The organism is Enterobacter sp. C4G1 (genome assembly GCF_052886895.1).
In genome coordinates this window covers 639,272-665,110 of sequence record NZ_JBQVVV010000001.1, presented here as the reverse complement: position 1 = coordinate 665,110, position 25,839 = coordinate 639,272, and the positions used below count along the sequence as shown (strand labels likewise).

The 25,839-nt window shown below is 54.8% G+C and carries 29 protein-coding genes; 21 read left to right on the top strand and 8 right to left on the bottom strand.

Translation table 11 applies throughout. From position 1 onward, the window contains the following. Positions 1-5: 5 nt before the first annotated feature. Together ACT9TW_RS03280 and crp are read right to left on the bottom strand one after the other, a co-directional pair. Positions 6-2,093 carry a YccS/YhfK family putative transporter gene (locus ACT9TW_RS03280; RefSeq protein ID WP_182063484.1) on the bottom strand — a complete coding sequence of 696 codons (2,088 nt, stop codon included), beginning with the start codon at positions 2,091-2,093 and terminating at the stop codon, positions 6-8. Positions 2,094-2,150: 57 nt separating this feature from the next. After that, complete coding sequence (crp, locus tag ACT9TW_RS03275; RefSeq protein ID WP_000242758.1) at positions 2,151-2,783, bottom strand: cAMP-activated global transcriptional regulator CRP; 633 nt, start codon at positions 2,781-2,783, stop codon at positions 2,151-2,153. Positions 2,784-3,093: 310 nt separating this feature from the next. On the opposite strand from crp, the gene ACT9TW_RS03270 reads away from it, so the two are divergent. Further along, positions 3,094-3,498 (top strand): OsmC family protein, encoded by a 405-nt coding sequence (locus tag ACT9TW_RS03270; RefSeq protein ID WP_010436331.1) that lies wholly within the window; start codon positions 3,094-3,096, stop codon positions 3,496-3,498. A 66-nt stretch (positions 3,499-3,564) separates the two neighbouring features. On the opposite strand, the gene ACT9TW_RS03265 is transcribed toward ACT9TW_RS03270, so the two are convergent. Genes ACT9TW_RS03265 through ACT9TW_RS03255 form a run of 3 tightly spaced genes read right to left on the bottom strand, consistent with a single transcriptional unit; the run spans position 3,565 to position 5,703 of the window. After that, the gene (locus ACT9TW_RS03265; RefSeq protein WP_446491637.1) at positions 3,565-4,434 is read right to left on the bottom strand and encodes a phosphoribulokinase; all 870 of its coding nucleotides are present in this window, start codon (positions 4,432-4,434) and stop codon (positions 3,565-3,567) included. 31 nt (positions 4,435-4,465) lie between these two features. Further along, positions 4,466-4,684, bottom strand: a complete 219-nt coding sequence (locus ACT9TW_RS03260; RefSeq protein WP_315687069.1) for a YheU family protein — start codon at positions 4,682-4,684, stop codon at positions 4,466-4,468. Beyond that, positions 4,681-5,703 carry a hydrolase gene (locus ACT9TW_RS03255; RefSeq protein WP_014072080.1) on the bottom strand — a complete coding sequence of 341 codons (1,023 nt, stop codon included), beginning with the start codon at positions 5,701-5,703 and terminating at the stop codon, positions 4,681-4,683. The genes ACT9TW_RS03260 and ACT9TW_RS03255 overlap by 4 nt, the downstream gene beginning before the upstream one ends. A gap of 228 nt (positions 5,704-5,931) precedes the next feature. Between ACT9TW_RS03255 and mdcA the strand changes: the two genes are divergently transcribed. From mdcA to mdcH, 8 genes are all read left to right on the top strand, one after another. Next, the gene (mdcA, locus tag ACT9TW_RS03250) at positions 5,932-7,587 is read left to right on the top strand and encodes a malonate decarboxylase subunit alpha (RefSeq protein ID WP_446491636.1); all 1,656 of its coding nucleotides are present in this window, start codon (positions 5,932-5,934) and stop codon (positions 7,585-7,587) included. Continuing rightward, entirely contained in the window at positions 7,587-8,444 is an 858-nt protein-coding gene (locus tag ACT9TW_RS03245) for a triphosphoribosyl-dephospho-CoA synthase (protein ID WP_446491635.1), read from the top strand. The genes mdcA and ACT9TW_RS03245 overlap by 1 nt, the downstream gene beginning before the upstream one ends. Positions 8,445-8,453: 9 nt before the next feature. Next, a complete protein-coding gene (gene mdcC, locus ACT9TW_RS03240; protein ID WP_446491634.1) occupies positions 8,454-8,753 on the top strand; it encodes a malonate decarboxylase acyl carrier protein in 300 nt (99 codons plus the stop codon). Further along, complete coding sequence (locus tag ACT9TW_RS03235) at positions 8,746-9,579, top strand: biotin-independent malonate decarboxylase subunit beta (RefSeq protein ID WP_014072077.1); 834 nt, start codon at positions 8,746-8,748, stop codon at positions 9,577-9,579. Before mdcC ends, ACT9TW_RS03235 begins: the two co-directional genes overlap by 8 nt. Beyond that, positions 9,579-10,379 (top strand): biotin-independent malonate decarboxylase subunit gamma, encoded by an 801-nt coding sequence (mdcE, locus tag ACT9TW_RS03230; RefSeq protein WP_446492673.1) that lies wholly within the window; start codon positions 9,579-9,581, stop codon positions 10,377-10,379. The genes ACT9TW_RS03235 and mdcE overlap by 1 nt, the downstream gene beginning before the upstream one ends. A 126-nt stretch (positions 10,380-10,505) precedes the next feature. Beyond that, positions 10,506-11,465: an AEC family transporter gene (locus ACT9TW_RS03225; RefSeq protein WP_446491633.1), complete on the top strand. Its 960-nt coding sequence runs from the start codon at positions 10,506-10,508 to the stop codon at positions 11,463-11,465. A 2-nt stretch (positions 11,466-11,467) separates the two neighbouring features. Then, positions 11,468-12,085, top strand: coding sequence for a malonate decarboxylase holo-ACP synthase (locus ACT9TW_RS03220; RefSeq protein ID WP_446491632.1), 618 nt, complete (start codon positions 11,468-11,470; stop codon positions 12,083-12,085). Further along, the gene (mdcH, locus tag ACT9TW_RS03215) at positions 12,085-12,981 is read left to right on the top strand and encodes a malonate decarboxylase subunit epsilon (RefSeq protein ID WP_446491631.1); all 897 of its coding nucleotides are present in this window, start codon (positions 12,085-12,087) and stop codon (positions 12,979-12,981) included. The genes ACT9TW_RS03220 and mdcH overlap by 1 nt, the downstream gene beginning before the upstream one ends. Positions 12,982-13,005: 24 nt before the next feature. Here the strand turns inward: mdcH and ACT9TW_RS03210 are convergent, their stop codons facing one another. Both ACT9TW_RS03210 and ACT9TW_RS03205 read right to left on the bottom strand, forming a co-directional pair. Further along, positions 13,006-13,938: a LysR family transcriptional regulator gene (locus tag ACT9TW_RS03210; protein ID WP_182062775.1), complete on the bottom strand. Its 933-nt coding sequence runs from the start codon at positions 13,936-13,938 to the stop codon at positions 13,006-13,008. Between the two features lie 14 nt (positions 13,939-13,952). After that, positions 13,953-15,857 carry an ABC transporter ATP-binding protein gene (locus tag ACT9TW_RS03205; protein ID WP_446491630.1) on the bottom strand — a complete coding sequence of 635 codons (1,905 nt, stop codon included), beginning with the start codon at positions 15,855-15,857 and terminating at the stop codon, positions 13,953-13,955. Between the two features lie 129 nt (positions 15,858-15,986). Here ACT9TW_RS03205 and kefG point away from each other — a divergent pair, with 129 nt between their 5' ends. The 4 genes from kefG (at position 15,987) to slyD (ending at position 19,250) form a co-directional block, all read left to right on the top strand. Next, a complete protein-coding gene (gene kefG / locus ACT9TW_RS03200; RefSeq protein ID WP_436353498.1) occupies positions 15,987-16,541 on the top strand; it encodes a glutathione-regulated potassium-efflux system ancillary protein KefG in 555 nt (184 codons plus the stop codon). Further along, complete coding sequence (gene kefB, locus ACT9TW_RS03195) at positions 16,541-18,346, top strand: glutathione-regulated potassium-efflux system protein KefB (protein ID WP_182062772.1); 1,806 nt, start codon at positions 16,541-16,543, stop codon at positions 18,344-18,346. Before kefG ends, kefB begins: the two co-directional genes overlap by 1 nt. A 12-nt stretch (positions 18,347-18,358) precedes the next feature. Next, positions 18,359-18,559 carry a YheV family putative zinc ribbon protein gene (locus tag ACT9TW_RS03190; RefSeq protein WP_010436300.1) on the top strand — a complete coding sequence of 67 codons (201 nt, stop codon included), beginning with the start codon at positions 18,359-18,361 and terminating at the stop codon, positions 18,557-18,559. A gap of 94 nt (positions 18,560-18,653) precedes the next feature. Then, positions 18,654-19,250, top strand: coding sequence for a peptidylprolyl isomerase (gene slyD / locus ACT9TW_RS03185; RefSeq protein ID WP_315687055.1), 597 nt, complete (start codon positions 18,654-18,656; stop codon positions 19,248-19,250). Between the two features lie 51 nt (positions 19,251-19,301). Here slyD and ACT9TW_RS03180 read toward each other — a convergent pair whose 3' ends face one another. Next, positions 19,302-19,520 (bottom strand): protein SlyX, encoded by a 219-nt coding sequence (locus ACT9TW_RS03180; RefSeq protein WP_014072067.1) that lies wholly within the window; start codon positions 19,518-19,520, stop codon positions 19,302-19,304. A 238-nt stretch (positions 19,521-19,758) separates the two neighbouring features. Between ACT9TW_RS03180 and fkpA the strand changes: the two genes are divergently transcribed. The 8 genes from fkpA (at position 19,759) to fusA (ending at position 25,785) form a co-directional block, all read left to right on the top strand. Further along, positions 19,759-20,580 carry an FKBP-type peptidyl-prolyl cis-trans isomerase gene (gene fkpA, locus ACT9TW_RS03175; protein WP_166718357.1) on the top strand — a complete coding sequence of 274 codons (822 nt, stop codon included), beginning with the start codon at positions 19,759-19,761 and terminating at the stop codon, positions 20,578-20,580. 166 nt (positions 20,581-20,746) lie between these two features. Then, positions 20,747-21,469, top strand: a complete 723-nt coding sequence (locus ACT9TW_RS03170; protein ID WP_182062770.1) for a helix-turn-helix transcriptional regulator — start codon at positions 20,747-20,749, stop codon at positions 21,467-21,469. Then, entirely contained in the window at positions 21,469-21,855 is a 387-nt protein-coding gene (tusD, locus tag ACT9TW_RS03165; RefSeq protein ID WP_315687053.1) for a sulfurtransferase complex subunit TusD, read from the top strand. Before ACT9TW_RS03170 ends, tusD begins: the two co-directional genes overlap by 1 nt. Further along, positions 21,855-22,214: a sulfurtransferase complex subunit TusC gene (tusC, locus tag ACT9TW_RS03160; protein ID WP_446491629.1), complete on the top strand. Its 360-nt coding sequence runs from the start codon at positions 21,855-21,857 to the stop codon at positions 22,212-22,214. Before tusD ends, tusC begins: the two co-directional genes overlap by 1 nt. Positions 22,215-22,221: 7 nt before the next feature. Beyond that, positions 22,222-22,509, top strand: a complete 288-nt coding sequence (gene tusB, locus ACT9TW_RS03155) for a sulfurtransferase complex subunit TusB (RefSeq protein WP_446491628.1) — start codon at positions 22,222-22,224, stop codon at positions 22,507-22,509. Positions 22,510-22,633: 124 nt separating this feature from the next. Next, positions 22,634-23,008 (top strand): 30S ribosomal protein S12, encoded by a 375-nt coding sequence (rpsL, locus tag ACT9TW_RS03150; RefSeq protein ID WP_000246815.1) that lies wholly within the window; start codon positions 22,634-22,636, stop codon positions 23,006-23,008. Between the two features lie 96 nt (positions 23,009-23,104). Further along, positions 23,105-23,575: a 30S ribosomal protein S7 gene (rpsG, locus tag ACT9TW_RS03145; RefSeq protein WP_004106370.1), complete on the top strand. Its 471-nt coding sequence runs from the start codon at positions 23,105-23,107 to the stop codon at positions 23,573-23,575. A gap of 95 nt (positions 23,576-23,670) precedes the next feature. Next, on the top strand, positions 23,671-25,785 hold the full coding sequence (gene fusA / locus ACT9TW_RS03140; protein ID WP_182062766.1) for an elongation factor G: 2,115 nt from the start codon (positions 23,671-23,673) through the stop codon (positions 25,783-25,785). Positions 25,786-25,839 lie beyond the last annotated feature (54 nt).

The following is a 25,839-nucleotide window of genomic DNA, read 5'->3' as shown; positions in this document are numbered from 1 at the left end:
CAAAATTAGTACGGCGTGCGTTTTAATACCCGCGTTAACCAAATCCCGTGATGCGGACGCTGACGCCATGCCACCGACGAAATGGTGTGCATGGTGCTCAGATGCCCCAGGATGCGCTGCAAATGCTGCTCCAGGGTGCTCATTGGGCCAAGCGTCAGTGTTTCCGGTGCTTCAAGAATATTCGAATCTCCAGCTTCTCCCGGCGCGTCGTACTCCAGGCGCTGCTGACATCGCTGCAAGGCAATCTCACAGGACTGCAAATAGCGCTGCGCCAGATCGGGTGTCAGCATCGTGTGCTCGCGTGCAAGCGTGGTCATGGCGTTAATGTGCTCGACGATAAACTGGCTGTGCGTCACCCACAGTTTCATGTCTGCCAGATAGTGGGAATTAAAGCCCGGCTCCTGCATCGCCTGGTTCAGTGAGTTAAACAGGGCGTTATGTGCCTGGTTAACCTTCATGCGCTGATACGCCAGCGGCGAAGGCTGTGGATCATCGCTCAGGATCAGGCGTATCGCCTGTTGATCTGCTTCCAGCGCATCATGGGCGTTCTGGCGCAACAACCCGCTTTGCCACTGGGGCCAGAGCCAGACCAGGCCGCCAAAGGCAATCAGGCAGCCAATCAGGGTGTCGACCAGGCGGGCGAGAATAAACTGTTCGCCATTGAGCGTGAGCAGTTGCAGGGTGTATACCGCAGTGACCGTAAAGCCCACCATCGCCCAGCCATAGTTCTTGCGAATAATCAGGTAGCTCACCATGGTGACAGCCAGCATCCCCAGCAGCGTATAGCCTTCCGGTACGTGGAAGTGCAGCGTCACCCCAGCAATGATAAGCCCCGCGATTGTGCCACCTGCCCGGTGCAGAATGCGCACCCGCGTAGCACCGTAACCGTTCTGCGTAACAAACAGCACGGTCATTAAGATCCAGTACGGTTTCGGTAAGTGCAGCGCGACGCCCATCAGACTGGCGGTGCTAAGCATCACGCTGATACGCGCGGCATTACGCAGCGCGGCAGATTTCAGTGACAGATAGCTTTTCAGGGCTGGCAGCAGCGGCAGACGCTTTTGTTTATCGGCCATCAGGTCACGGGGGTAAAGTGGCCGCTGAGTCCGCAGGACACGGGCGATGCGGCTGAAGTGCCACGCCGCAAATTGGCCCACCGGGTTTTCCGCGTGTTGATGGGCAATTTTCTCCAGCGCCCCCAGCTGTTTGTCCATGTTAAAACGCGTGGGATAGCGGTGATACAGGATATCGTCAGCGAGAATGCGCAGGCGCGCTGCCACGGTTTGGGCGTTCCAGCGGATCACCGCCTCGGCGTGGCTACGTTCGACCAGCTTTTGCACCTCCTGCGGATGATGCAGGCTCACAGAGATATGTTCCTGTAAATCCAGACCGACCTGGAAGATACGCAGCAGTCGCTTATAGTCATGATTTTTATTGGCGGCGAGCATGTGCAACTGCTGATAACACTGGCTAATCAGATCGACGACTTTTTGCTGGCGCGCCAGCAGCGGCGGCAGCGATTTTTCCGGATCCGTATGCTGAGTGAGCAGGGTGTACTTGGCTTCGCAGTAGTCGGCAAGCTGCACGTAGAGCAGGCTGAGCGATTCGCGCAGCGGTTGTTCGCGCCACAGGCGGAACCAGATCCAGTTGAACACGCCGTACCACAGGGTTCCCAGCGCGTAGATGAGTAGCGGCTCCCACACCGGCATATTCCCGGCGAGGCTCAGCGTGAAGATGGCGGCAATCAACGACGCGGGCAGCAACCGGGCATGTAGCGCGCTGATTTCAGCGGTCACGCCAAGCGTCATGGCCAGTACGGTCAGGATCAGGGGAAGCGGAATATCACGGGCAAGCAGCAGTTGTACAGCGAGGCTACAGCCTGCAAACAGACAGCCGCCAATAATCAGGCGCTTGAAGAAACGTTTATGCGGTGTGTCCAGACCTGCAATGTTGCAGCAGGCAGGAACCAGGGAGAACAACAGACCCTGTTGCAGATGGCCCAGCAGCAAACCCACGGCCACAGGAAGGCACAACACCAGCGTTTGTCGCAGTGCGTAGTTAACTTCCGGGTGATAAATTAGCCTGCGCCACATGGGGAGTAGAGACAAAAACGGCGTGACACCTTGCGATGGCACGCCGTTTGACCGGAATTAACGTGTTCCGTAAACCACGATGGTTTTACCGTGGGCGGAGATCAGGTTCTGGTCTTCGAGCATTTTCAGAATACGGCCCACTGTTTCACGGGAGCAACCCACGATCTGACCAATTTCCTGACGGGTAATTTTAATTTGCATTCCGTCCGGGTGGGTCATTGCGTCTGGTTGTTTCGCCAGGTTCAGCAGAGTCTGAGCGATACGGCCCGTTACGTCCAGGAAGGCGAGGTTACCCACTTTCTCAGACGTGACTTGCAGGCGGCGAGCCATCTGCGAAGAAAGACGCATCAGGATGTCAGGGTTAACCTGAATCAGCTGACGGAATTTCTTGTAGGAGATTTCGGCCACTTCACACGCGGTTTTTGCACGAACCCAGGCGCTACGTTCCTGGCCTTCTTCAAACAGGCCCAGTTCACCGATGAAATCGCCCTGGTTCAGATAAGAAAGGATCATTTCTTTCCCTTCCTCATCTTTGATCAGCACTGCCACCGAGCCTTTGACGATGTAATACAACGTTTCCGCTTTTTCACCCTGGTGAATCAGCGTGCTCTTCGATGGGTACTTATGAATGTGGCAATGAGACAAGAACCATTCGAGAGTCGGGTCTGTTTGCGGTTTGCCAAGCACCATGCGCTGTTATCCTCTGTTATAAGCTGTCACCAGAGTCATAAGATGCATCCAGACTCTGGGGTTGCAATCGAATTCTTACCCATACCCTGGGAAGTCGGCTGTCGTAATAGTCGCAGCCAGTAAAGTTTGATGTCCTCTGCATACATGTGTAACGTCAATGTATTACTGTAGCATCCAGAGTGTTTTAGCATAGCTTTTGTCGCGTGTCTCCTGGTGTCTCGCTTCAGCATGATGCAGGTCGCCTTCCGTTGCGAGAAATGTAACGTACGCGTAATCTGTCACCAAAAATGCAACGTTGGAGTTAATGAATATGCAAGCGCGTGTGAAATGGGTTGAAGGTTTAACGTTCCTGGGCGAATCCGCTTCCGGACACCAGATTTTAATGGATGGGAATTCCGGCGATAAAGCACCAAGCCCAATGGAGATGGTGCTGATGGCGGCGGGTGGTTGCAGCGCAATTGACGTGGTGTCGATTTTGCAAAAAGGTCGTCATGACGTGACGGATTGCGAAGTAAAACTCACTTCTGAACGCCGTGAAGAAGCGCCACGCCTGTTTACGCACATCAATTTGCATTTTATTGTGACCGGCAAAGAGCTGAAAGACGCTGCGGTATCACGCGCGGTGGATCTTTCTGCGGAGAAATATTGCTCTGTGGCGTTAATGCTGGAGAAAGCGGTAAAAATCACGCATTCGTATGAAGTGATCGAGGCGTAATGCAAGGGGCATCATACGCGTTGATGCCCTCACCCTAACCCTCTCCCACGGGGAGAGGGAAAAGGATCACGCGATCTGCTTACCTTCCATCAACCGCTGCACCAGCGGTGACATAATCAGTTCCATCGCCAGCCCCATTTTCCCGCCCGGCACCACCAACGTATTCATATGCGAAATGAATGAGCCTTGCAGCATGGCCAGCAGCCAGGGGTAATCAATGCCTTCGAGATTGCGGAAATGAATAACCACAAAGCTTTCGTCCAGTGAAGGAATGCTTTTGGCCGCAAACGGGTTGGAGGTATCTACCGTCGGCACGCGCTGGAAGTTGATGTGGGTGCGTGAGAACTGCGGCGTCAGGAAGTTAATGTAATCTTCCATCGAACGAACAACCGAATCCATCACCGCTTCACGTGAATGACCGCGCTCGCTGATATCGCGCGTCAGCTTCTGGATCCACTCCAGGTTCACAATCGGCACAACGCCGACCAGCAGGTCCACGTGGCGCGCCACATCATGCTGCGTGGTCACCACGCCGCCATGTAATCCTTCATAAAATAGCACGTCGGTAGGTTCGGGAAGAGGCTGCCAGGGGGTGAATGTCCCTGGTACCTGGTTCCAGGGAACGGCTTCGTCATAGGTGTGCAGATACTTCCGCGACTGGCCTTTTCCGGTCTGTCCGTATTCTTTGAAAGTCTGCTCCAGCAGACCGAAATCGTTCGCATCTGGCCCAAAATAGCTGATGTGTTTGCCGAGATCGCGAGCTTTGCGGATCGCCATATCCATTTCAGGGCGGGTGTAGCGGTGAAAGCTATCGCCTTCTACCTCTGCGGACCGTAAATTAAGTTGCGCGAAAATCTTGCGAAAGGCGAGGCTGGTGGTGGTTGTACCCGCACCACTTGAGCCTGTAACGGCAATAACCGGATGTCTGGCAGACATAGCAACTCCCTGACTGGAATAGTGTTAAAGGTCAGTCGTGAAAGGCATTGCGGGGCATGATATTGACCGTTTCGTGCAGCTCAGACCATACCAGCACCACCTCGCCACTTTTGAGCTGGCGCTTTACATCGTTGACCTTTTGTTCAAGCGAACGTTCTTGTTCACCATAATCTGTGCCTTCGCGTAATACAAAGCTTTCAATAAGATTATCGAGCGTTTCGGGCGCCAGTTCCTGCCAGGGGATAATCATTTTTTACCGTCCAGAAAAGCGGTGAGCCAGGCTGGAATGCGTGTTTCCAGCCACATCTGTGGGCGTCTGAGCGTGCCTCCGACAAAGCCAACGTGGCCGCCATGTTCGGTCAGTTGGTACTGCACGTTGGCGGGCAGAAATTCCTGCGCGGGGATGGAGTGATGATCCATGAACGGATCATCTTTAGCATGGATGATAAGCGTTGGTTTGGTGATTTTGCTCAACAGCGGCATGGCGCTGCACTGGCGATAGTAATCTATCGCATCGGCAAAACCGTGAATTTTGGCGGTGATCAAGTCGTCGAACTCGCGAATACGACGCACCTTCTTCAGCTGACGCAGGCTCACCGGCAGGGTGTCCGGGTAGGCTTTGAGCTTACGCGCGGCATTGGCCTTCAGCAGGTTGAGCAGATAACGCTGATACACCCGGGAAAACCCTTTTTCCATATGGTAGCTGCACTGCTCCAGCATAAATGGGGCAGAGACAATCACCGCAGCGTCCAGAGGAACCGTGTCGCCCTCTTTTGCCAGCAGGCAGGCCAGCATATTACCGCCCAGCGAATAGCCTACGGCCGCCGTGGGCACCGTACCAAAATTATCACTCAGCCAGTGTAAAAACCAGGTGCCATCTTCGGTTTCGCCTGAATGGTAAATGCGCTTCTGGCGATTTGGCTCGCCGCTGCACCCGCGAAAATGCATCACCACGCCGAGCCAGCCATGTTCTTTCGCCGCCTGGATCAGACCATGTGCATATGGGCTGTACAGGCTGCCTTCCAGACCATGAAACACCACCAGACGGGGTTTATGTTTAGCCTGCTCCGGCTCTTCGCTCCAGGCGAGATCCAAAAAGTCCCCGTCCGGCAAATCCAGACGTTGCCAGTGTGGGGTGAACTGAACCTTGCGGCGGATAAGGCGCGGCAACATGGTCTGCAAATGGCGATTGGCTACGCCACGCATGGGCACAAATTCTGCGCTCTCTTCGGCTGCAATGTCGAAGTCTGATGGGATGATTTGGGTCATAACGGCGATGCTGATTCTTGTCAGTTATTTACTATACCTTCCGAATTGTACCCCGTTTAGCCTGTTTTTCCGAAACATGAACTGATCCCGATCACAAATCTTTACGCTGATTATTACTCTCAGGCTAATGATTAAGCTCTGCGCTTAATTGATGCGTTTCTCACCAGAGTGCACACTTTATTCAGCGTTAGGCAAATCAAAATGATTAGCTGAATCAGGAGGTTAATAATGTTATCTGGGCAAACACCCACCCGGCAATGGAACACGCGACGCAGTGAGAAAGCGCGTCGTCTGGCATCCGTACCGGTGCAGGGCAAGGTACTGCCAACCGGCGATCTTGTCGCCATGCTGGAAAAACTGATCGCCCCTGGCGACAAAGTCGTCCTGGAAGGCAACAACCAGAAGCAGGCGGATTTCCTTTCTCGCTCACTTGCTGAAGTGAACCCGCAAATCGTCCACGACCTGCATATGATCATGCCAAGCGTCGGGCGTAGCGAACATCTGGATATCTTTGAGAAAGGTATCGCCCGCAAGCTGGACTTCTCCTTCTCCGGGACGCAAAGCCTGCGTATCTCGCAGCTGCTCGAAGACGGGCAACTCGAAATTGGTGCCATCCATACTTACATCGAGCTTTATTCCCGCCTGTATGTCGACCTTTCGCCAAACGTGGCGCTGATTGCTGGTTTCAAAGCCGACCGCAAAGGCAACCTCTACACCGGTGCCAGCACCGAAGATACTCCGGCGCTGGTAGAGGCCGCTGCCTTCCATGATGGGATTGTTATCGCGCAGGTTAACGAGCTGGTGGACGACGAGTGTGACCTGCCGCGTGTTGATATTCCTGGCTCCTGGATTGATTACGTTGTCGTAGCTGATAAACCGTTCTTTATCGAACCGCTGTTTACCCGAGACCCGCGTCTGATCAAGCAGGAACACATCCTGATGGCGATGATGGCGATTAAAGGCATCTACGCGGAACATCAGGTGCAGTCCCTGAACCACGGGATTGGCTTTAACACCGCTGCGATTGAGCTGCTGCTGCCCACCTATGGCGAACAGCTCGGTCTGAAGGGAAAAATCTGTAAACACTGGACGCTGAACCCGCACCCTACGCTTATTCCGGCAATTGAAAGCGGCTGGGTGGAAAGCGTGCACTGTTTCGGCGGTGAGCTGGGAATGGAAGAGTATATCCGCGCCCGTCCTGACGTCTTCTTTACCGGTGCTGACGGCTCTATGCGGTCCAACCGTGCCTTCTGCCAGCTGGCGGGTCAGTACGCGGTGGATATGTTTATCGGTTCTACCTTGCAGGTTGACGGTTACGCCAACTCCTCAACGGTCACGCGTGGTCGTCTTTCCGGCTTCGGCGGCGCGCCAAACATGGGCCATGACCCGCACGGTCGTCGTCACGCCACGCCAGCCTGGCTGAACATGATCACCGAGCCTGACCCAATGCAGCGCGGTAAAAAACTGGTCGTGCAAATGGTCGAAACCTTCCAGGCCGGTGCGAAACCCACCTTCGTGGAAAAACTCGATGCTGTCGAGGTGGCTAAAGCCTCCGGGATGCCACTGGCACCGGTGATGATCTACGGCGATGACGTTACCCACGTGCTCACGGAAGAGGGGATTGCCTACCTCTATCGTGCGAAAGACCTCGAAGAACGTCGCGCCATGGTGGCCGCAGTTGCCGGTATCACCGACATCGGTCTGGGCGTTGACGCTAAACGCGTGGCGGAACTGCGCCAGAGCGGCAAAGTGGTTTACCCGGAAGATATGGGTATTCGCCGCACCGACGCCACCCGCTCTCTGCTGGCGGCAGGTAGCGTGTCTGACCTGGTTGAATGGTCCGGCGGTCTTTACAACCCACCTGCGAAATTCCGGAGCTGGTAATGAAACTTCTGCCCCAGATTCAGGTTGAAGGCGGTGCCGAATGGCTGGCGCGAACCGCCACGCAGTGTCTGATTGACGAAGCACGTTTAAGCCCGAAACCCGGTCTGGTGGACAGTCGGGGGAACGGCGCGCACCACGATTTATCGCTTGCGCTGATGGAGCGCTCTGCGCACAGCCTGACCTCCACGTTTCAGGTGCTGGCGCAGCACAGCTGGCAGCGTCCGGCAGATATTGCGCTTAGGCAAACCGTCGGGCGGCTTGGCCGCGAAGGTGAGCAGCAAATGATGGCCGCAACCGGTGGCGTGAACACCCATCGTGGCGCGATTTGGGCGCTGGGATTGCTGGTGAGCGCGGTAGCGATGCTGGGCGGCGATGCAAAGGCAAATGTCGTCGCTAACACCGCCGCGCAACTGGCAAAACTGCCGGACGATGCCGCACCGAAGGTGTTCAGTAAAGGCTTGCGCGCCACGCATCGCTACCGTGTGCCAGGCGCACGCGAAGAGGCTCAGCAGGCCTTCCCGCACGTTATGCAGCGTGCGCTGCCACAGCTTCGTCTCAGCCGTCTTAACGGCAGCAGTGAGGTTCAGGCCAGGCTCGATGCACTAATGGCCATCATGACGTCGCTCACCGACACTTGCGTGCTGTCGCGCGCCGGGATGGAGGGGCTGGACGCCATGCAGGACGGCGCGCGTGCGGTGCTGAACGCCGGTGGGTGCGCAACGTTATCAGGCCAAAAAGCGCTGGCGAGCTTAGACCGTCAGATGCTGGCGCTGAACGCCTCGCCGGGCGGCGCTGCTGACCTGCTTGCCGCCACGCTGTTCCTCGACCGTATCGAGACGCCAAATTCAAAGCATTAAGAGGATGTTATGGAAAAAATCACATTGACCGTGCCAGCCAGCCGCGTGTTACGCGGCAGGGCGCTGGCTGGGGTTGTCGGTTCCGGGGATATGGAGGTGCTCTTCACCGCCGAGCCGGGCCAGACGTTAACCATTGATATCACCACTTCCGTCGACAACAGCCGTGGTCGTTGGGAAGCCTTGTTCAGCCGTCTGCAAACCGTCAGCAGCCTGCCTGCCGGCACGTTGACCATCCACGATTTCGGCGCGACGCCGGGCGTGGCGCGCATTCGTATCGAACAGGTCTTTGAAGGGGTGAGCCATGCGTGATGACAGCAGCTTTATCGAATTAAAAGCACGCCAGCGTGCGCAGGCGCTGCTGGATGACGGCAGCTACCGCGAACTGCTGGATCCGTTTGAAGGGATTATCTCGCCGTGGCTGGGGCCACAGGGCATTGTTCCACAGGCCGATGACGGCATGGTGGTGGCGAAGGGCACGATCAACGGTCAACCTGCGGTTGTGGTCGCCATTGAAGGTGCGTTCCAGGGCGGCAGCATGGGCGAAGTGTCCGGTGCCAAAATGGCGGCCGCGCTGGAACTGGCGGCGGAAGATAACCGCAACGGCATTCCGACTCAGGCGGTGTTATGCCTCGAAACCGGCGGCGTGCGCTTGCAGGAAGCCAACCTTGGCCTGGCGGCGATCGCTGATATTCACGCCGCGATTGTTGACCTGCGTCGCTACACCCCGGTCGTCGGGATTGTCGCCGGTACCGTGGGCTGCTTCGGCGGGATGTCCATCGCGGCGGCGCTTTGTAGCTATCTGATTGTGACCCGTGAAGCGCGTCTTGGCCTGAACGGCCCGCAAGTTATCGAGCAGGAAGCGGGGATTGAAGAATACGACTCCCGCGACCGGCCGTTTATCTGGAGCATGACCGGGGGCGAGGTGCGCTACCAAAGCGGGCTGGTGGATGCGCTGGTCGGTGACGGGATCAACGCGGTGAAAGGTGCGATGAACGACGCGATTGCCAAAGGCGTTCCGGCCAAACATCGCACCGATAACTATGACGATTACCTGAACCGTTTGACGCATTTCGACACCCGCAAGCAGGCCGATGCCGAACAGATTAACGCGCTTTTTGCCCGGGAGGTGAAATGATGAGTACTTCAATGAGTCGTGGCGAACTCTGGCTGGACACCCTCGCCCCGAACGCTAAACGTCTGGAAGGGTTATGCCCGTCCGTGCAGGCAGCAGACGGTGAACTTAACGGTGAAGCGGTGCGTTTTGTGGCCGTTGTGCCGGACGCCAACAACCATTTCCCGCGTGCGGCGCAAGGTGAAGTGGGTCTGCTGGAAGGCTGGACCCTGGCAAAAGTGGTGAGCGACACCGTAGCTGCCGATGCGAACAACGCCGTGAAACGCCCGATTGTGGCGGTAATTGACGTCCCGAGCCAGGCCTATGGCCGTCGTGAAGAGGCGTTTGGTATTCATCAGGCGCTGGCCGGTGCGGCTGCTGCGTATGCCAACGCGCGTCTGGCGGGCCACCCGGTGATTGGGCTTATCGTCGGTAAAGCGATGTCCGGTGCATTTCTGGCGCACGGCTACCAGGCTAACCGTCTGATCGCCTTCAATGACAAGGGGGTGCTGATCCACGCGATGGGTAAAGAGTCAGCCGCACGTATCACGCTGCGCACCGTCGAGGCGCTGGAAAAACTGGCGGCGACTATTCCGCCAATGGCGTATGACATTAGCAACTACGCCACGCTGGGGCTGCTCTCTAACCTCCTGGACATCAGCAACCCGGACGCACCATCCGATCTTGATCTGACGCAGGTGAAGACCACGCTGCAACAGGCCATCAATGACGCTCGTCAGGACACCACGTTAAAAAATCGTTTGGGTGCTGATAACCGCCGCAGCTCTGCTCTGGTACGCGAACGTATGCGAGCAAGCTGGTAAGTAAATTAAGACCTGCCAGAGAGGCATAACCCCGTGGGCGCATCCCTTGCGCCCGCGTGGGAACCTGCATCCTGAAAAATAATAAACATCGCACCAGTGCTAAAACTTTTTTAATACAGGTGATTTATGACTTACGTAATTGTTCATGCTCTTGCACCGATTTTCGTCATCATGCTGCTGGGATTCTGGGCCGGTAAGGCAAAGATGGTCGATAACAAAAATGTGTCCCTGCTTAATATCTTCGTGATGGATTTTGCGTTACCTGCCGCGCTGTTCAGCGCCACCGTACAAACGCCGTGGACCGGCATTGTGGCTCAGTCGCCGCTGATCCTGGTCTTGACCCTGGCGATGTGGATTACCTATGCGGCCATTTACTTCCTGGCGACCAGCGTCTTTAAAAAATCTCCGCAAGATGCCGCGGTACTGACGCTCACCGTTGCCCTGCCGAACTACGCCGCGCTTGGTCTGCCGATTCTGGGCAGCGTGCTGGGTGAAGGTTCTTCGACATCGCTCTCCGTGGCGGTTTCCATCGCCTGTGGTTCAGTGCTGATGACGCCGTTCTGCCTGCTGATCCTGGAGCGCGAAAAAGCGCGTGCCGAAGGGAATAACTCCGGCTCAACGCTCTCTATGCTGCCGGTGCTGATGTGGCGCTCGATTAAAAAACCGATTGTGATGGGCCCGCTGCTGGGGGTGATTTTATCTGCCATCGGCATCAAAATGCCGGAGCTGGTGCTGGCGGCCATCAAACCACTCGGACTGTCCGCAACCGCTGCCGCGCTGTTCCTGACCGGGGTGATCCTCTCGGCGCGTAAGCTGCAGATCAATACCATGGTTATTACCTCAACCCTCGCCAAGCTGCTGATCCAGCCCGCGATTGCCTGGGGTATTGTCTTGATCTTCGGTCTGCACGGCTCCGTGGCAATTACCGCTATCCTGATGATTGCGCTGTCTGCGGGCTTCTTCGGCGTGGTGTTCGGTAACCGCTTTGGCGTGCAGTCGCCGGATGCTGAAGCCGTGCTGCTGTTAAGCTCCATACTGTGTATCCTGTCGCTGCCGCTGTTTATCTCGCTGACTTCAGGAATGTAATCATGACCACAACATTACGCCCACACGACCTCATCTGGCTTACCGCGCGCGATGCCCTGGAAGGGATCACCGAATCCTGGGTGGATGCTGCCTGGCATATCGACCTGCCGGTCGTGGTGCGGCGTGATGTTGATAACAACGGCCGTATTCCCGTTGGCGTGCGCGGCCTGCGCCGCGACCAGCGGGCGGGCGGGTGGGTGAAGCCCGAAAACGTCCTTCGCGTTGTTACGCCTGAGGCGTTGAGCGTGACGGCCGATCTGCTGCGCTCGCCGTTTGTGACTCAGCCACCGGTTCAGGTGGCGTTACAGCTTTCTCAGCAGGCGTGGCCGTGGACGTGGGGCATTACCGGCAGCACCGGCTATGCGCTGGCGACCGGCATTCCGGTAATACATGCCGACAGCGATCTTGATCTGCTGATCCGCGCTCCGCAGCCGATTTCCCCTGATGCTTTTACCGCCTGGCAGTCGCAGCTCAGCCGCGCATTGTGCCGGGCGGATACGCAGGTTGATACGTCGAAAGGGGGCTTTGCGCTGGCGGAGTGGCTGCGTGACGGAAAAACACTGCTGAAAACCCGCCGTGGACCGCGCCTGGTGGCGGATCCGTGGCACAGGGAGGAGTGATGAAAATACTGTTTACCTTTCCGGGACAGGGCACGCAGCATGAAGGGATGCTGCAAAATCTACCGGGAACGGTGCTGGCTCAGGCCCGCGAGGTACTGGGGGCCGAAATCGATACGCTGGACAGCGCAGCCTCGCTAACCCACACCCGCGCGGTGCAGCTTTCGCTGCTGATTGCCGGTGTTGCCTGGGCGCGCGAGCTGGAACGTCGTGGGGTTTCCCCGGATATCGTCAGCGGGCTGTCTATTGGCGCTTACCCGGCAGCGGTTATCGCGGGTGCGCTGGAATTTACTGACGCACTGAAGCTGGTGGCGCTGCGCGGTGATGTGATGGAGCAGGCTTACCCGCACGGTTACGGCCTGACGGCAATTATGGGATTAACCCTGCCGCAGGTTGAAACGCTGATTGAAAAGAGTGGCACATACATCGCGAACCTGAACGCTGAAACACAAATAGTGATTGCCGGAACTGATGAGGGGATGGCACAGGTCGCGGCGCGCGCGCTGGCGTGCGGGGCAAGTAAGGCACATCGGCTGGCGGTGAGCGTGCCGTCGCACTGTGAGTTGCTGGCAATACCGGCACAAAAGCTGGCGGCGGCGTTTGAATCCGTCATGCTTTCACGCCCACGCTGTGCATACCTGAGTGGCAGTACCGGGCGCGTGCTCTGGCAGCCGGAGAAGATCGCGGATGATCTGGCGATGAACATGGCGCGAACCGTGCGCTGGCAGGAGGCGGTAATTTCCGCTAACGAGCGTGAAGCACGGCTGGCGATAGAGATGCCACCCGGTGGCGTGCTGACCTGTCTGACGCGGCAGGCCGCCTGGGAAGGGGAGTCTATTTCACTGGAACGCAGCGGCCTGGATGTGGCGGTGCATTTGGCGGGTAGGCTTCAGCGGTAAGCGTAGCGCCACCAGGCAATAACATCAGGTACCTTCTTGCAAACTACGCGCATACATCCGCCCTTCGGCGGCTAATGCGCGCAGGCTAGGGTCCTGCTCGCGGTTACGGGCAAACACAATGGCGATAAGCTGCTGCATCTGGTACGGCTGCGCCAGCTTCAGTAGCTGTACTGAATTCTCATACACTTTCTTCATCCTGCCCGGCATCAGCGTGAAGCCGACACCTGCCTGCACCAGACTGAGCATGGAGAAAATGTCATTCACGCGGGTCACGATTTCGGGTTCAAATCCGGCGATATGAAAGGCTTCCTGAAAGCCTGCATACGTGGCGAAGCCTTCCGCCAGCGCGACAAATTTCTGATCTTTATAATCACGGAGATCCGCTGGCCCGCGGGTATTCAGCGTGGCGGACGCCGGGGCGGCAAGGAAAATATCGTCATGGAACAGGGGCAGGACTTCAAGGCTGTTACGGTCGATATCGCTTTCGGAAATCGAAATTAACACGGCGTCCAGCGCGCCTTCATCCAGCAAATGCAGCAAGGTTTCGTTAGAGCCCATCGTCAGATCCATCTCCAGATCCGGACGGCGTAGCTTCATGCCCATTATCAGGCGCGGCACAGTTTCCAGCGTGAGCGAGTAGAGTGTGCCCACCCGCAGCCTTCCCTGGCCGATCCCGGCAATTTTGCGCGACTCTTCCACCCCGCGCGCCATTACCTGCATCACTTCCTGGCAATACTCCAGTAGTGTCCAGGCGGACGGAAGCGCAATCAGGTTGCGTCCCTTGTGGGTAAACAGCGGGCAGCGGACGTTTTCTTCCAGCGTATGCAGCGCGCGGTGCACGCTGACGCCGCTGAGGCCCAGAGTTTCGGCGGTACGCGCGATATTGCCCTTCTCCATGAACGTCATGAAGATGCTGAGTTTACGGAATGTAATATCGCTCGTGGTATCGAAACTCATAACTCTCCTGGCGGTTAGTCAGCCTGTAGCATCGTTTCCAGCTGCTCTTGTGCGGCCAGCCATGCCATTTCACACTCTTCGAGGCTGGATTTGGTTTTGGCCTGGGTTTGCAGACAGTCGGTCAGCTCGGCTTTGCGGCTCTGATCGTACAGCCCGCTGTCGCCCAGCTTCTCTTCAACGGTGGCAAGCGCGGCGTTGAGTTTCTCCATCTCTTTTTCCAGACGGGTGATCTCTTTACGCAGTGGCTGCGTCTGGGTGCGTAACTCCGCTTCGCGGCGCTTCTGATCTTTACGTGCCTGGGCGCTGTTGGCATTGTCTTTCGCCGCATCGTCCGGCTGGTTCTCTTGCTTTTGTACGTCTGTCAGCCACTGCTGGTAGTCTTCCAGGTCGCCGTCGAAGGGCTCGACTTTACCGTCGTGGACCAGATAAAGATCGTCGGTAGTCGAACGGATCAGGTGGCGATCGTGCGAGACCACAACCAGCGCGCCTTCGAACTCAATCAGCGCTTCGGTCAGCGCCTGACGCATGTCGAGATCCAGGTGGTTTGTCGGTTCATCGAGCAGCAGCAGATTAGGGCGCTGCCAGACGATTAACGCCAGCACCAGACGGGCTTTCTCACCGCCGGAGAAGCGTTCGGTATTTTCCGTCACCTTATCGCCCTGGAAGCCAAAGCCGCCGAGATAGTCGCGCAGCTTCTGTTCCATTTCCTGCGGCGCCAGACGTGCCAGGTGCTGAATCGGCGACTCATCGGCGCGTAAAAATTCCAGCTGATGCTGCGCGAAGTAGCCAAGCTTGATGCCTTTAGCCAGACCGATATCACCGCTTACCGGGTTCAGTTCACCCGCCAGCAGCTTAATCAGGGTCGATTTACCCGCACCGTTACGCCCTAACAGGCCGATACGTGAACCTGGCACCAGGTTGAGTTTGATGGAATCCAGAATAATGCGTTCACCGTAGCCCGCGCTGACTTTCTCCATTTTCAGCAATGGATTCGGCAGGCTTTCGGGTTCGCGGAAGCTAAAGTGGAACGGGTTATCCACATGCGCCGGGGCAATCATCTCCATGCGTTCCAGCATTTTGATGCGGCTCTGTGCCTGCTTGGCCTTAGAGGCTTTGGCTTTGAAACGATCAACGAAACTTTGCAGATGCGCGACACGCTGTTGTTGGCTTTCGTACATCGACTGCTGCTGCGCAAGACGCGTCGCACGCTGGCGTTCGAAAGAGCTGTAGTTGCCGGTGTATTCGAACATGGTTTGCTGTTCAATATGAATGATCTTATCCACCACTGGATCGAGGAAGTCGCGGTCGTGGGAAATCAGAATCAGCGTACCCTGATAGCTTTTCAGCCATTTTTCTAGCCAGATAACCGCATCAAGATCGAGGTGGTTGGTCGGTTCATCGAGTAACAACAGGTCAGAGCGGCAGATCAGCGCCTGCGCCAGGTTAAGACGCATACGCCAGCCACCGGAGAAGTCGCTCACCGGGCGTTCGAGCTGTTCGTTACTAAAGCCCAGCCCGTGCAGCAGGCTGGAGGCGCGGGAGCGAATCGTCCAGGCGTCGATGGCGTCCAGCTTGCCGTGAACGGTAGCGATGGCGTGGCCGTCGTTGCGTTCGTTGGCGGCGTTGAGCTCTGCTTCCAGCTTGCGGTATTCACGATCGCCGTCAATGACATAGTCGAGTGCGGGTTCGCTCAGCGCGGGGGTTTCCTGATTTACCCACGCAAGCTGCCAGTTACCCGGGAAGGTAAAGTTGCCGCCATCGGCGCTTATCTCGTTTTTCAGCAGCGCCAGCAGGGTGGATTTGCCACAGCCGTTTTTGCCGACCAGACCGACTTTTTGACCTGGATTGATGGTGGCCGTTGCGTTGTCCAGCAGGACACGCACGCCGCGACGAATTTGTAACGAGGAGAAAACAATCATAGAAGCGCCGTATGTTCCGACTATGTTAATTTGTCATTATGATAATGTAAGGTGTGGGCCATATTCCCCACCGGGCCGCCATGGTAGCCCAAAACGACAACAATACACAAAAACAGAACCGGGAGGGGAGTGATGTCTCAGACAGCAAAAGTGCTGCTGCTGTATGCCCATCCGGAATCTCAGGACTCGGTGGCGAACCGGGTTCTGCTTAAGCCGGCTTCACAGCTCAGTAACGTGACGGTGCACGATCTCTACGCGCACTACCCTGATTTCTTTATCGATATTCCATACGAGCAGGAACTCCTGCGTCAGCATGATGTGATTGTGTTCCAGCATCCGCTTTATACCTACAGCTGTCCGGCGCTGCTAAAAGAGTGGCTGGATCGCGTTCTGAGCCGGGGTTTCTCCAGCGGGGTAGGGGGCAACCAACTGGCGGGAAAGTACTGGCGTAGCGTCATTACCACGGGCGAGCCAGAGAGCGCTTACCGCTACGATGGTCTGAATCGTTATCCCATGAGCGATATTCTGCGACCGTTTGAACTCACGGCTGCCATGTGCCGTATGCACTGGATGAGCCCGATAATTGTTTACTGGGCGCGCCGTCAGGAGCCGCAGGAGCTGGCGAATCATGCCAAGGCCTATGGTGAATGGCTGGCCTCGCCGATCCCGGCAGGAGGTCGCTGATGGAAGGATCGAATTTACTGCTGGCTGGCGTTCTCTTCTTATTTGCCGCCGTGGTTGCTGTGCCGCTGGCATCGCGGATTGGTATTGGCGCGGTGCTGGGGTATCTGCTGGCGGGAATTGCCATCGGCCCGTGGGGACTTGGTTTTATCAGCGATGTTGATGAAATCCTGCATTTCTCTGAGCTGGGCGTGGTGTTCCTGATGTTCATCATCGGCCTTGAGCTGAACCCGTCTAAGCTGTGGCAGTTACGCCGCTCTATTTTTGGTGTCGGAACGGCCCAGGTAGTGTTCAGTGCTGCCATTCTGGGCGGGCTATTAATGCTCACTCATTTTTCCTGGCAGGCGGCGGTGATTGGCGGTATTGGTCTGGCCATGTCTTCCACGGCAATGGCGTTACAGCTGATGCGCGACAAGGGCATGAACCGCAGCGAAGCGGGTCAACTGGGTTTTTCGGTGCTGCTGTTTCAGGATTTGGCGGTGATCCCGGCCCTTGCGCTGGTGCCGCTGCTGGCAGGCTCTGGCGACGATCACTTTGACTGGGCAAAAGTCTCGATGAAGGTGCTGGCCTTCGCGGGGATGCTGATTGGCGGGCGCTTCTTACTGCGCCCGGTGTTCCGCTTTATTGCCGCATCCGGCGTACGCGAAGTGTTTACGGCGGCAACGCTGCTGCTGGTTCTTGGGTCGGCGTTGTTTATGGATGCGCTGGGGCTTTCTATGGCGCTCGGGACGTTTATCGCCGGAGTGCTGCTTGCCGAGAGCGAGTATCGTCACGAGCTGGAAATTGCCATCGATCCCTTTAAAGGACTGCTGTTAGGGCTGTTCTTTATTTCGGTGGGTATGGCACTCAATCTGGGCGTGCTTTATACCCATTTTCTGTGGGTAATGCTCTGCGTTGCCGTGCTGGTGGTGGTCAAAACGCTGGTGCTGTATGCGCTGGCGCGGATTTACGGGCTGCGCAGCGCTGAGCGAATGCAGTTTGCCAGCGTTTTAAGCCAGGGGGGAGAGTTCGCATTTGTGCTCTTCTCCATGGCATCGTCGCAGAAATTGTTCAAAGATGACCAGATGGCGTTGCTACTGGTGACGGTGACGTTGTCGATGATGACCACGCCGCTGCTGATGAAGCTGGTGGATAAGTTTCTGTCTCGCCGCTTTAACCTGACAGAAGATGAAGACGAAACCCCGTGGGTGGAAGATGATAAGCCGCAGGTGATCGTCGTGGGATTTGGCCGTTTTGGTCAGGTTATCGGGCGTTTGCTCATGGCGAACAAAATGCGTATCACGGTGCTGGAGCGTGATATTAGCGCGGTGAACCTGATGCGAAAATATGGCTATAAGGTTTACTACGGTGATGCCACTCAGCTTGAGCTTTTACGCTCTGCCGGGGCAGAAGCCGCTGAGTCCATCGTCATTACCTGTAACGAGCCGGAAGACACCATGAAGCTGGTGGAGTTGTGCCAGCAGCACTTCCCGCATTTACATATCCTCGCGCGCGCCCGTGGGCGTGTTGAGGCGCATGAACTGTTGCAGGCGGGGGTGAAACACTTCTCGCGTGAGACTTTCTCATCCGCGCTAGAGCTTGGGCGTAAAGCGCTTGTTTCATTGGGTATGCATCCTCATCAGGCCCAGCGTGCCCAGATGCATTTCCGCAGGCTGGATATGCGCATGTTGCGCGAGCTTATGCCTGTTCACACCGATACGGTGCAGATTTCCCGTGTACGGGAGGCGCGACGCGAGCTGGAAGAAATCTTCCAGAGAGAGATGCAGCAAGAACGACGCCAGCTGGATGGCTGGGATGAATTTGAATAAAAGGTAAATAACATGGCGGTACGTAAACGCTTTATTGCGGGTGCAAAGTGCCCGACCTGCCAGGCGCAAGATACGCTGGCAATGTGGCGCGAGAATAATATTGATGTTGTTGAGTGTGTTAAGTGCGGTCATCAGATGCGCGAGGCCGACAAAGAGGCGCGCGATCATGTTCGCAAAGAAGAGCAAGTGATCGGCATTTTTCATCCGGACTAGCGATATTCCCTGAGTTTTTTTAAGCTAAAGGGTACACGGGTGCAGATTTCGGCTACAATCTGCGCCAGCAATTTTCCCACGCTCAGGAGATATCATGAAAGTAGCAAAAGACCTGGTGGTCAGCCTGGCCTATCAGGTACGTACAGAAGACGGTGTGTTGGTTGATGAGTCTCCGGTGAGTGCGCCGCTGGACTACCTGCATGGTCACGGTTCCCTGATTTCCGGCCTGGAAACTGCGCTGGAAGGTCATGACGTTGGCGACAAATTTGACGTTGCTGTAGGTGCAAATGACGCTTACGGTCAGTACGACGACAACCTGGTTCAGCGCGTCCCTAAAGACGTGTTCATGGGCGTTGACGAACTTCAGGTTGGTATGCGTTTCCTGGCTGAAACCGACCAGGGCCCGGTTCCTGTAGAAATCACTGAAGTTGAAGACGACCACGTTGTCGTTGACGGCAACCACATGCTGGCTGGCCAGAACCTGAAATTCAACGTAGAAGTTGTTGCTATCCGTGAAGCGACCGAAGAAGAACTGGCTCACGGCCATGTTCACGGTGCGAATGGTCACGACCATGACCACGATCACGGCCACGATGGTTGCTGCGGTGGTCACGGCCACGATCACGATCACGACCATGGTCATGACCACGGTAAAGGTGGTTGCGGTAACGGCGGTTGCGGTTGTCACTAATTCCGTTATGCGGAAAATAAAAAAGCGGGATTATCCCGCTTTTTTTACGCCTCAATAATGAGGTGGTGGCGTCTCTTCAGATTGAGAGGCGATGTGCGATGACTGTGTGGCTTTCACTTTTTCAGTGAGCAGACGCAGCAGATCCCGCAGTTTTGCCATTTCTAGCTCGTGGGCGGTCACCGTTTGGTTGAGCTCTTCGATGGTGATGTCCTGAAAAGCCAGTCGGCTTTCAAGCTCGGCCAGTCTCTCTTCTATCATCGTGTCCTTCATGATTCACCTCGTCTGTTTCTGATTCGCCATAATGGGTCAGCGGCGGCGAAGTTTAACCGAGTTTATCCCTAAGTGCAGTATTCATCCCTGTAGCAAGAAACTTATTTAAACAAAAATAGTCTGAAAAGTGGCGAGAATCGGGAGAGTCTGTCTGTAGATTTCTTCCGCAACGATTTATAGTACGTAACTCATTTACGTTTAATGCTGGGGTGAAAGTCCCCAGGCCCTGGAGATATGGATGAAATCACTGTTTAAAGTAACGCTGCTGGCAACCACGATGGCGGTTGCACTGAATGCGCCGCTGTCTTTCGCTGCTGATACTGCTGCGAAACCTGCTGCGACGACAGACAGCAAAGCAGCGTTCAAAAATGACGACCAGAAATCCGCCTACGCACTCGGCGCATCTCTGGGTCGTTACATGGAAAACTCTCTGAAAGAGCAAGAGAAACTGGGCATCAAACTGGATAAAGCCCAGCTGATCGCCGGTGTTCAGGATGCTTTCGCAGACAAGAGCAAATTGTCTGACCAGGAAATCGAACAGACTCTTCAGGCGTTTGAAGCTCGCGTGAAAGGCGCAGCTCAGACCAAGATGGATGCTGATGCAAAAGACAACGAAGCGAAAGGCAAAGCCTACCGCGATACTTTTGCTAAAGAGAAAGGCGCCAAAACTTCTTCTACTGGCCTGGTCTATAAAGTAGAGAAAGAAGGTACTGGCGATGCGCCAAAAGACAGCGACACTGTAGTGGTTAACTACAAAGGTACGCTGATCGACGGTAAAGAGTTCGATAACTCATACACCCGTGGTGAGCCTCTTTCCTTCCGTCTGGATGGTGTGATCCCTGGCTGGACTGAAGGCCTGAAAAACATCAAGAAAGGCGGTAAAATCCAGCTGGTTATCCCACCAGATCTGGCTTACGGCAAAACTGGCGTTCCAGGAATCCCTGCGAACTCTACTCTGGTCTTTGAAGTAGAGCTGCTGGACATCAAACCAGCACCGAAAGCTGATGCGAAAACTGACGCGCCGGCAGACGAGAAAGCAGCGGCAGACGCCAAGAAGTAATGTTATGAAAACCGCCGCCTTTAAGGCGGCGGTTTTTTTTATTGTGGGGCAGATATAATTAACACTGGAAAGCGTTATACACGCTGTATTAATTTAGTTGTCCGTGTAGATAATGAGCCTGCCCTGAAAACATAACGACAGGCTCCTGAAAAGGAGTGTTTTTTTCATGTCCAGGTCGCTTTTAACCAACGAAACCAGTGAACTCGATTTGCTGGATCAACGTCCTTTCGATCAGACCGATTTCGATATTCTGAAATCCTACGAAGCGGTGGTGGACGGGTTAGCGATGCTCATTGGGTCCCACTGCGAAATCGTATTGCACTCCCTGCAAGATCTGAAGTGTTCCGCCATCCGCATTGCTAATGGCGAACATACTGGCCGTAAAATTGGCTCACCTATCACTGACCTTGCATTGCGTATGTTGCACGACATGACCGGTGCGGACAGCAGCGTCTCCAAATGTTATTTCACCCGCGCCAAAAGTGGTGTGCTGATGAAATCAGAAACGATCGCGATCCGAAATCGCGAGCATCGTGTGATTGGACTGCTGTGCATCAACATGAACCTTGATGTGCCATTCTCGCAAATCATGAGCACCTTTATTCCGCCAGAAACCCCGGACGTAGGCTCATCCGTTAACTTTGCTTCTTCCGTTGAAGACCTCGTCACGCAAACGCTCGAGTTCACCATCGAAGAGGTTAATGCCGATCGCAACGTATCTAACAACGCCAAGAATCGTCAGATCGTGCTGAACCTTTACGAGAAAGGGATTTTTGATATTAAAGATGCCATTAACCAGGTGGCTGACCGTCTGAACATCTCCAAACACACGGTTTACCTCTATATTCGTCAGTTCAAAAGCGGCGATTTCCTGGGGCAAGAAAAGTAATGCGCTTTGCCCTGATGGTGACTGGCCCGGCTTATGGCACACAGCAAGCCAGCAGCGCGCTGCAATTTGCACATGCGCTACTGGAAACAGGGCATGAACTGGTGAGTGTTTTCTTCTATCGCGAAGGCGTCTATAACGCCAATCAGTTTACTTCACCGGCGTCTGATGAATTTGACCTGGTGCGGGCATGGCAAGCGCTAAACGAAAAGCAGGGTGTTGAATTGCATATCTGCGTGGCTGCTGCGCTGCGCCGTGGTGTCACCGATACAACGGAAGCCGCGCGGCTGGGATTTCCTGCGGCAAATCTTCAGGCCGGTTTTTCTTTGAGTGGTTTAGGTGCCCTGGCTCAGGCCGCACTGACCTGTGATCGTATGGTGCAGTTCTGATGAATCGTGTGGCTTTCGTATTTTCCTCTGCTCCGCATGGTAGCGCATCGGGCCGGGAAGGGCTTGATGCACTGCTGGCGACATCGGCGTTAACCGAAGACATTGGTGTTTTCTTTTTGGGTGATGGCGTGTTCCAGCTTCTTGCCGGACAACAACCCCAGGCGGTGCTCGCCCGTGATTACATCGCGACGTTCAAAGTTCTGCCGCTTTACGATATTGAAACGTTCTATGTTTGCGCCGATTCTCTGGTAGCGCGCGGGTTAAATGAAAAGAGCACGTTTGTCCTCGATGTAACGGTTCTTGCGGCTGACGCGCTGCGCGAACAACTCTCTCACTACGATACCGTTCTGACTTTCTGAGGCTGTCATGCTCCATACCCTGAGCCATTCACCGTGGCAGTGCGACATTGAAGCATTAGTAAGAATGCTGCGTGAAGGCGATGATCTGCTACTCATTCAGGATGGCGTGCTTGCGGCAATTGAAGGCAACCGCTTCGTTGAAATTCTTACCAATGCCCCCATCTCTGTATCTGCGCTGAAAGAAGACATTGACGCGCGGGGTCTTACTGGTCAAATTTCAGCCAAAATTGACGTCGTTGGCTATACTGATTTCGTCAATCTTGCTGTGATGCACCCCAGTCAAATGAACTGGTGATTTGAGATCGCTGTATATTTCTTGACACCTTTTCGACGTAGCCCTAAAATTTCGCGTCCTCATATTGTATGAGGTCGTTTTATTACGTGTTTACGAAGCAAAAGCTAAAACCAGGAGCTATTTAATGGCAACAGTTAACCAGCTGGTACGCAAACCACGTGCACGCAAAGTTGCGAAAAGCAACGTGCCTGCACTGGAAGCCTGCCCGCAGAAACGTGGCGTATGTACTCGTGTATATACCACCACTCCTAAAAAACCAAACTCCGCACTGCGTAAAGTATGCCGTGTGCGTTTGACTAACGGTTTCGAAGTGACTTCCTACATCGGTGGTGAAGGTCACAACCTGCAGGAGCACTCCGTGATCCTGATCCGTGGCGGTCGTGTTAAAGACCTTCCGGGTGTTCGTTACCACACCGTTCGTGGTGCGCTCGACTGCTCAGGTGTTAAAGACCGTAAGCAGGCTCGCTCCAAGTACGGCGTGAAGCGTCCTAAGGCTTAATGGTTCTCCGTTAAGTAAGGCCAAACTGATTTATCTTAATGTCACACTAAACTCTTTGAGTTTTGGACAATCCTGAATTAACAACGGAGTATTCCCATGCCACGTCGTCGCGTCATTGGTCAGCGTAAAATCCTTCCAGATCCGAAATTCGGATCAGAACTGCTGGCAAAATTTGTAAATATCCTGATGGTAGATGGTAAAAAATCTACTGCAGAAGCAATCGTATACAGCGCGCTTGAGACCCTGGCTCAGCGTTCTGGTAAAAATGAACTGGAAGCTTTCGAAGTCGCTCTCGACAACGTTCGCCCAACTGTAGAAGTTAAGTCCCGCCGCGTTGGTGGTTCTACTTATCAGGTTCCAGTTGAAGTTCGTCCGGTTCGTCGTAATGCCCTGGCAATGCGTTGGATCGTTGAAGCTGCTCGTAAACGCGGTGATAAATCCATGGCTCTGCGTCTGGCGAACGAACTTTCTGACGCTGCGGACAACAAAGGTACCGCGGTTAAGAAACGTGAAGACGTTCACCGTATGGCAGAAGCCAACAAGGCGTTCGCACACTACCGTTGGTAATCCCTTCGGAGTCATAGTCACCAGACGGGCGCTTCAGAGAAGCTGCCCGCTCTGGGTTACTTAACTGAACGCCAAAGAAACAAACGAGGAATCAAATGGCTCGTACAACACCCATCGCACGCTATCGTAATATCGGTATCAGTGCGCACATCGACGCCGGTAAAACCACTACTACCGAACGTATTCTGTTCTACACCGGTGTAAACCATAAAATCGGTGAAGTTCATGACGGCGCAGCCACCATGGACTGGATGGAACAGGAGCAGGAGCGTGGTATTACTATCACCTCCGCAGCGACTACTGCATTCTGGTCAGGTATGGCTAAGCAGTACGAACCGCATCGCGTAAACATCATCGACACCCCGGGCCACGTTGACTTCACCATCGAAGTAGAACGTTCCATGCGTGTTCTTGACGGCGCTGTAATGGTTTATTGCGCAGTTGGTGGTGTTCAGCCACAGTCTGAAACCGTATGGCGTCAGGCGAACAAATATAAAGTTCCACGCATCGCGTTCGTTAACAAAATGGACCGTATGGGTGCTAACTTCCTGAAAGTTGTTGGTCAGATCAAAACCCGTCTGGGCGCGAACCCTGTTCCGCTGCAGCTGGCAATTGGTGCTGAAGAAGGCTTCACCGGCGTTATCGACCTGGTGAAAATGAAAGCCATCAACTGGAACGATGCAGACCAGGGCGTTACCTTCGAATACGAAGATATCCCAGCTGAAATGCAGGACCTGGCTGACGAATGGCACCAGAACCTGATCGAATCCGCAGCTGAAGCTTCTGAAGAGCTGATGGAGAAATACCTGGGTGGTGAAGAACTGACTGAAGAAGAGATCAAAAAAGCTCTGCGTCAGCGCGTTCTGAACAACGAAATCATCCTGGTAACCTGTGGTTCTGCGTTCAAGAACAAAGGTGTTCAGGCGATGCTGGATGCGGTAGTTGACTACCTGCCATCCCCGGTTGACGTTCCTGCGATCAACGGTATCCTGGACGACGGTAAAGACACTCCGGCTGAACGTCACGCAAGTGATGAAGAGCCGTTTGCTGCACTGGCGTTCAAAATCGCTACTGACCCATTCGTGGGTAACCTGACCTTCTTCCGCGTGTACTCTGGTGTGGTTAACTCCGGTGACACCATCCTGAACTCCGTGAAAGCGGCACGTGAGCGTTTCGGTCGTATCGTACAGATGCACGCGAACAAACGTGAAGAGATCAAAGAAGTTCGTGCGGGCGACATCGCAGCAGCAATCGGTCTGAAAGACGTGACCACTGGTGACACTCTGTGTGACCAGGACCACCCGATCATTCTGGAACGTATGGAATTCCCTGAGCCGGTAATCTCCATCGCTGTTGAGCCAAAAACCAAAGCTGACCAGGAAAAAATGGGTCTGGCTCTGGGCCGTCTGGCTAAAGAAGATCCATCATTCCGCGTATGGACTGATGAAGAATCTAACCAGACCATCATCGCTGGTATGGGTGAACTTCACCTCGACATCATCGTTGACCGTATGAAGCGTGAATTCAACGTTGAAGCTAACGTTGGTAAACCTCAGGTTGCTTACCGTGAAGCGATTCGCGCGAAAGTTACTGATGTTGAAGGTAAACACGCTAAGCAGTCCGGTGGTCGTGGTCAGTACGGTCACGTTGTGATCGACATGTACCCACTGGAGCCGGGCTCTAACCCTAAAGGTTACGAGTTCATCAACGACATCAAAGGTGGTGTAATTCCTGGCGAATACATCCCTGCCGTTGATAAAGGCATCCAGGAGCAGCTGAAGTCTGGTCCTCTGGCTGGCTACCCTGTTGTTGACATGGGTGTTCGTCTGCACTTCGGTTCTTACCATGACGTTGACTCCTCTGAGCTGGCGTTTAAACTGGCTGCTTCTATCGCCTTTAAAGAAGGCTTTAAGAAAGCTAAACCAGTTCTGCTTGAGCCAATCATGAAGGTTGAAGTAGAAACTCCTGAAGAGAACACCGGTGACGTTATCGGTGACTTGAGCCGTCGTCGCGGTATGCTGCGTGGTCAGGAATCTGAAGTAACTGGCGTTAAGATCCACGCTGAAGTTCCGCTGTCTGAAATGTTCGGATATGCAACTCAGCTGCGTTCTCTGACCAAAGGTCGTGCATCATACACCATGGAATTCCTGAAGTATGATGACGCTCCTAACAACGTTGCTCAGGCCGTTATTGAAGCCCGTGGTAAGTAATCCACAGGATTAAAACCTAAGTCCCGTGCTCTCTCCGAAGGGGAGAGCACTATA

What these genes read in the sequence shown, in the direction of transcription:
- ACT9TW_RS03280 (WP_182063484.1), bottom strand. Translation starts at nt 2,093, where the DNA reads ATGTGGCGCAGGCTAATTTATCACCCGGAAGTTAACTACGCACTGCGA.
- crp (WP_000242758.1), bottom strand. Translation starts at nt 2,783, where the DNA reads ATGGTGCTTGGCAAACCGCAAACAGACCCGACTCTCGAATGGTTCTTG.
- ACT9TW_RS03270 (WP_010436331.1), top strand. Translation starts at nt 3,094, where the DNA reads ATGCAAGCGCGTGTGAAATGGGTTGAAGGTTTAACGTTCCTGGGCGAA.
- ACT9TW_RS03265 (WP_446491637.1), bottom strand. Translation starts at nt 4,434, where the DNA reads ATGTCTGCCAGACATCCGGTTATTGCCGTTACAGGCTCAAGTGGTGCG.
- ACT9TW_RS03260 (WP_315687069.1), bottom strand. Translation starts at nt 4,684, where the DNA reads ATGATTATCCCCTGGCAGGAACTGGCGCCCGAAACGCTCGATAATCTT.
- ACT9TW_RS03255 (WP_014072080.1), bottom strand. Translation starts at nt 5,703, where the DNA reads ATGACCCAAATCATCCCATCAGACTTCGACATTGCAGCCGAAGAGAGC.
- mdcA (WP_446491636.1), top strand. Translation starts at nt 5,932, where the DNA reads ATGTTATCTGGGCAAACACCCACCCGGCAATGGAACACGCGACGCAGT.
- ACT9TW_RS03245 (WP_446491635.1), top strand. Translation starts at nt 7,587, where the DNA reads ATGAAACTTCTGCCCCAGATTCAGGTTGAAGGCGGTGCCGAATGGCTG.
- mdcC (WP_446491634.1), top strand. Translation starts at nt 8,454, where the DNA reads ATGGAAAAAATCACATTGACCGTGCCAGCCAGCCGCGTGTTACGCGGC.
- ACT9TW_RS03235 (WP_014072077.1), top strand. Translation starts at nt 8,746, where the DNA reads ATGCGTGATGACAGCAGCTTTATCGAATTAAAAGCACGCCAGCGTGCG.
- mdcE (WP_446492673.1), top strand. Translation starts at nt 9,579, where the DNA reads ATGAGTACTTCAATGAGTCGTGGCGAACTCTGGCTGGACACCCTCGCC.
- ACT9TW_RS03225 (WP_446491633.1), top strand. Translation starts at nt 10,506, where the DNA reads ATGACTTACGTAATTGTTCATGCTCTTGCACCGATTTTCGTCATCATG.
- ACT9TW_RS03220 (WP_446491632.1), top strand. Translation starts at nt 11,468, where the DNA reads ATGACCACAACATTACGCCCACACGACCTCATCTGGCTTACCGCGCGC.
- mdcH (WP_446491631.1), top strand. Translation starts at nt 12,085, where the DNA reads ATGAAAATACTGTTTACCTTTCCGGGACAGGGCACGCAGCATGAAGGG.
- ACT9TW_RS03210 (WP_182062775.1), bottom strand. Translation starts at nt 13,938, where the DNA reads ATGAGTTTCGATACCACGAGCGATATTACATTCCGTAAACTCAGCATC.
- ACT9TW_RS03205 (WP_446491630.1), bottom strand. Translation starts at nt 15,857, where the DNA reads ATGATTGTTTTCTCCTCGTTACAAATTCGTCGCGGCGTGCGTGTCCTG.
- kefB (WP_182062772.1), top strand. Translation starts at nt 16,541, where the DNA reads ATGGAAGGATCGAATTTACTGCTGGCTGGCGTTCTCTTCTTATTTGCC.
- ACT9TW_RS03190 (WP_010436300.1), top strand. Translation starts at nt 18,359, where the DNA reads ATGGCGGTACGTAAACGCTTTATTGCGGGTGCAAAGTGCCCGACCTGC.
- slyD (WP_315687055.1), top strand. Translation starts at nt 18,654, where the DNA reads ATGAAAGTAGCAAAAGACCTGGTGGTCAGCCTGGCCTATCAGGTACGT.
- ACT9TW_RS03180 (WP_014072067.1), bottom strand. Translation starts at nt 19,520, where the DNA reads ATGAAGGACACGATGATAGAAGAGAGACTGGCCGAGCTTGAAAGCCGA.
- fkpA (WP_166718357.1), top strand. Translation starts at nt 19,759, where the DNA reads ATGAAATCACTGTTTAAAGTAACGCTGCTGGCAACCACGATGGCGGTT.
- ACT9TW_RS03170 (WP_182062770.1), top strand. Translation starts at nt 20,747, where the DNA reads ATGTCCAGGTCGCTTTTAACCAACGAAACCAGTGAACTCGATTTGCTG.
- tusD (WP_315687053.1), top strand. Translation starts at nt 21,469, where the DNA reads ATGCGCTTTGCCCTGATGGTGACTGGCCCGGCTTATGGCACACAGCAA.
- tusC (WP_446491629.1), top strand. Translation starts at nt 21,855, where the DNA reads ATGAATCGTGTGGCTTTCGTATTTTCCTCTGCTCCGCATGGTAGCGCA.
- tusB (WP_446491628.1), top strand. Translation starts at nt 22,222, where the DNA reads ATGCTCCATACCCTGAGCCATTCACCGTGGCAGTGCGACATTGAAGCA.
- rpsL (WP_000246815.1), top strand. Translation starts at nt 22,634, where the DNA reads ATGGCAACAGTTAACCAGCTGGTACGCAAACCACGTGCACGCAAAGTT.
- rpsG (WP_004106370.1), top strand. Translation starts at nt 23,105, where the DNA reads ATGCCACGTCGTCGCGTCATTGGTCAGCGTAAAATCCTTCCAGATCCG.
- fusA (WP_182062766.1), top strand. Translation starts at nt 23,671, where the DNA reads ATGGCTCGTACAACACCCATCGCACGCTATCGTAATATCGGTATCAGT.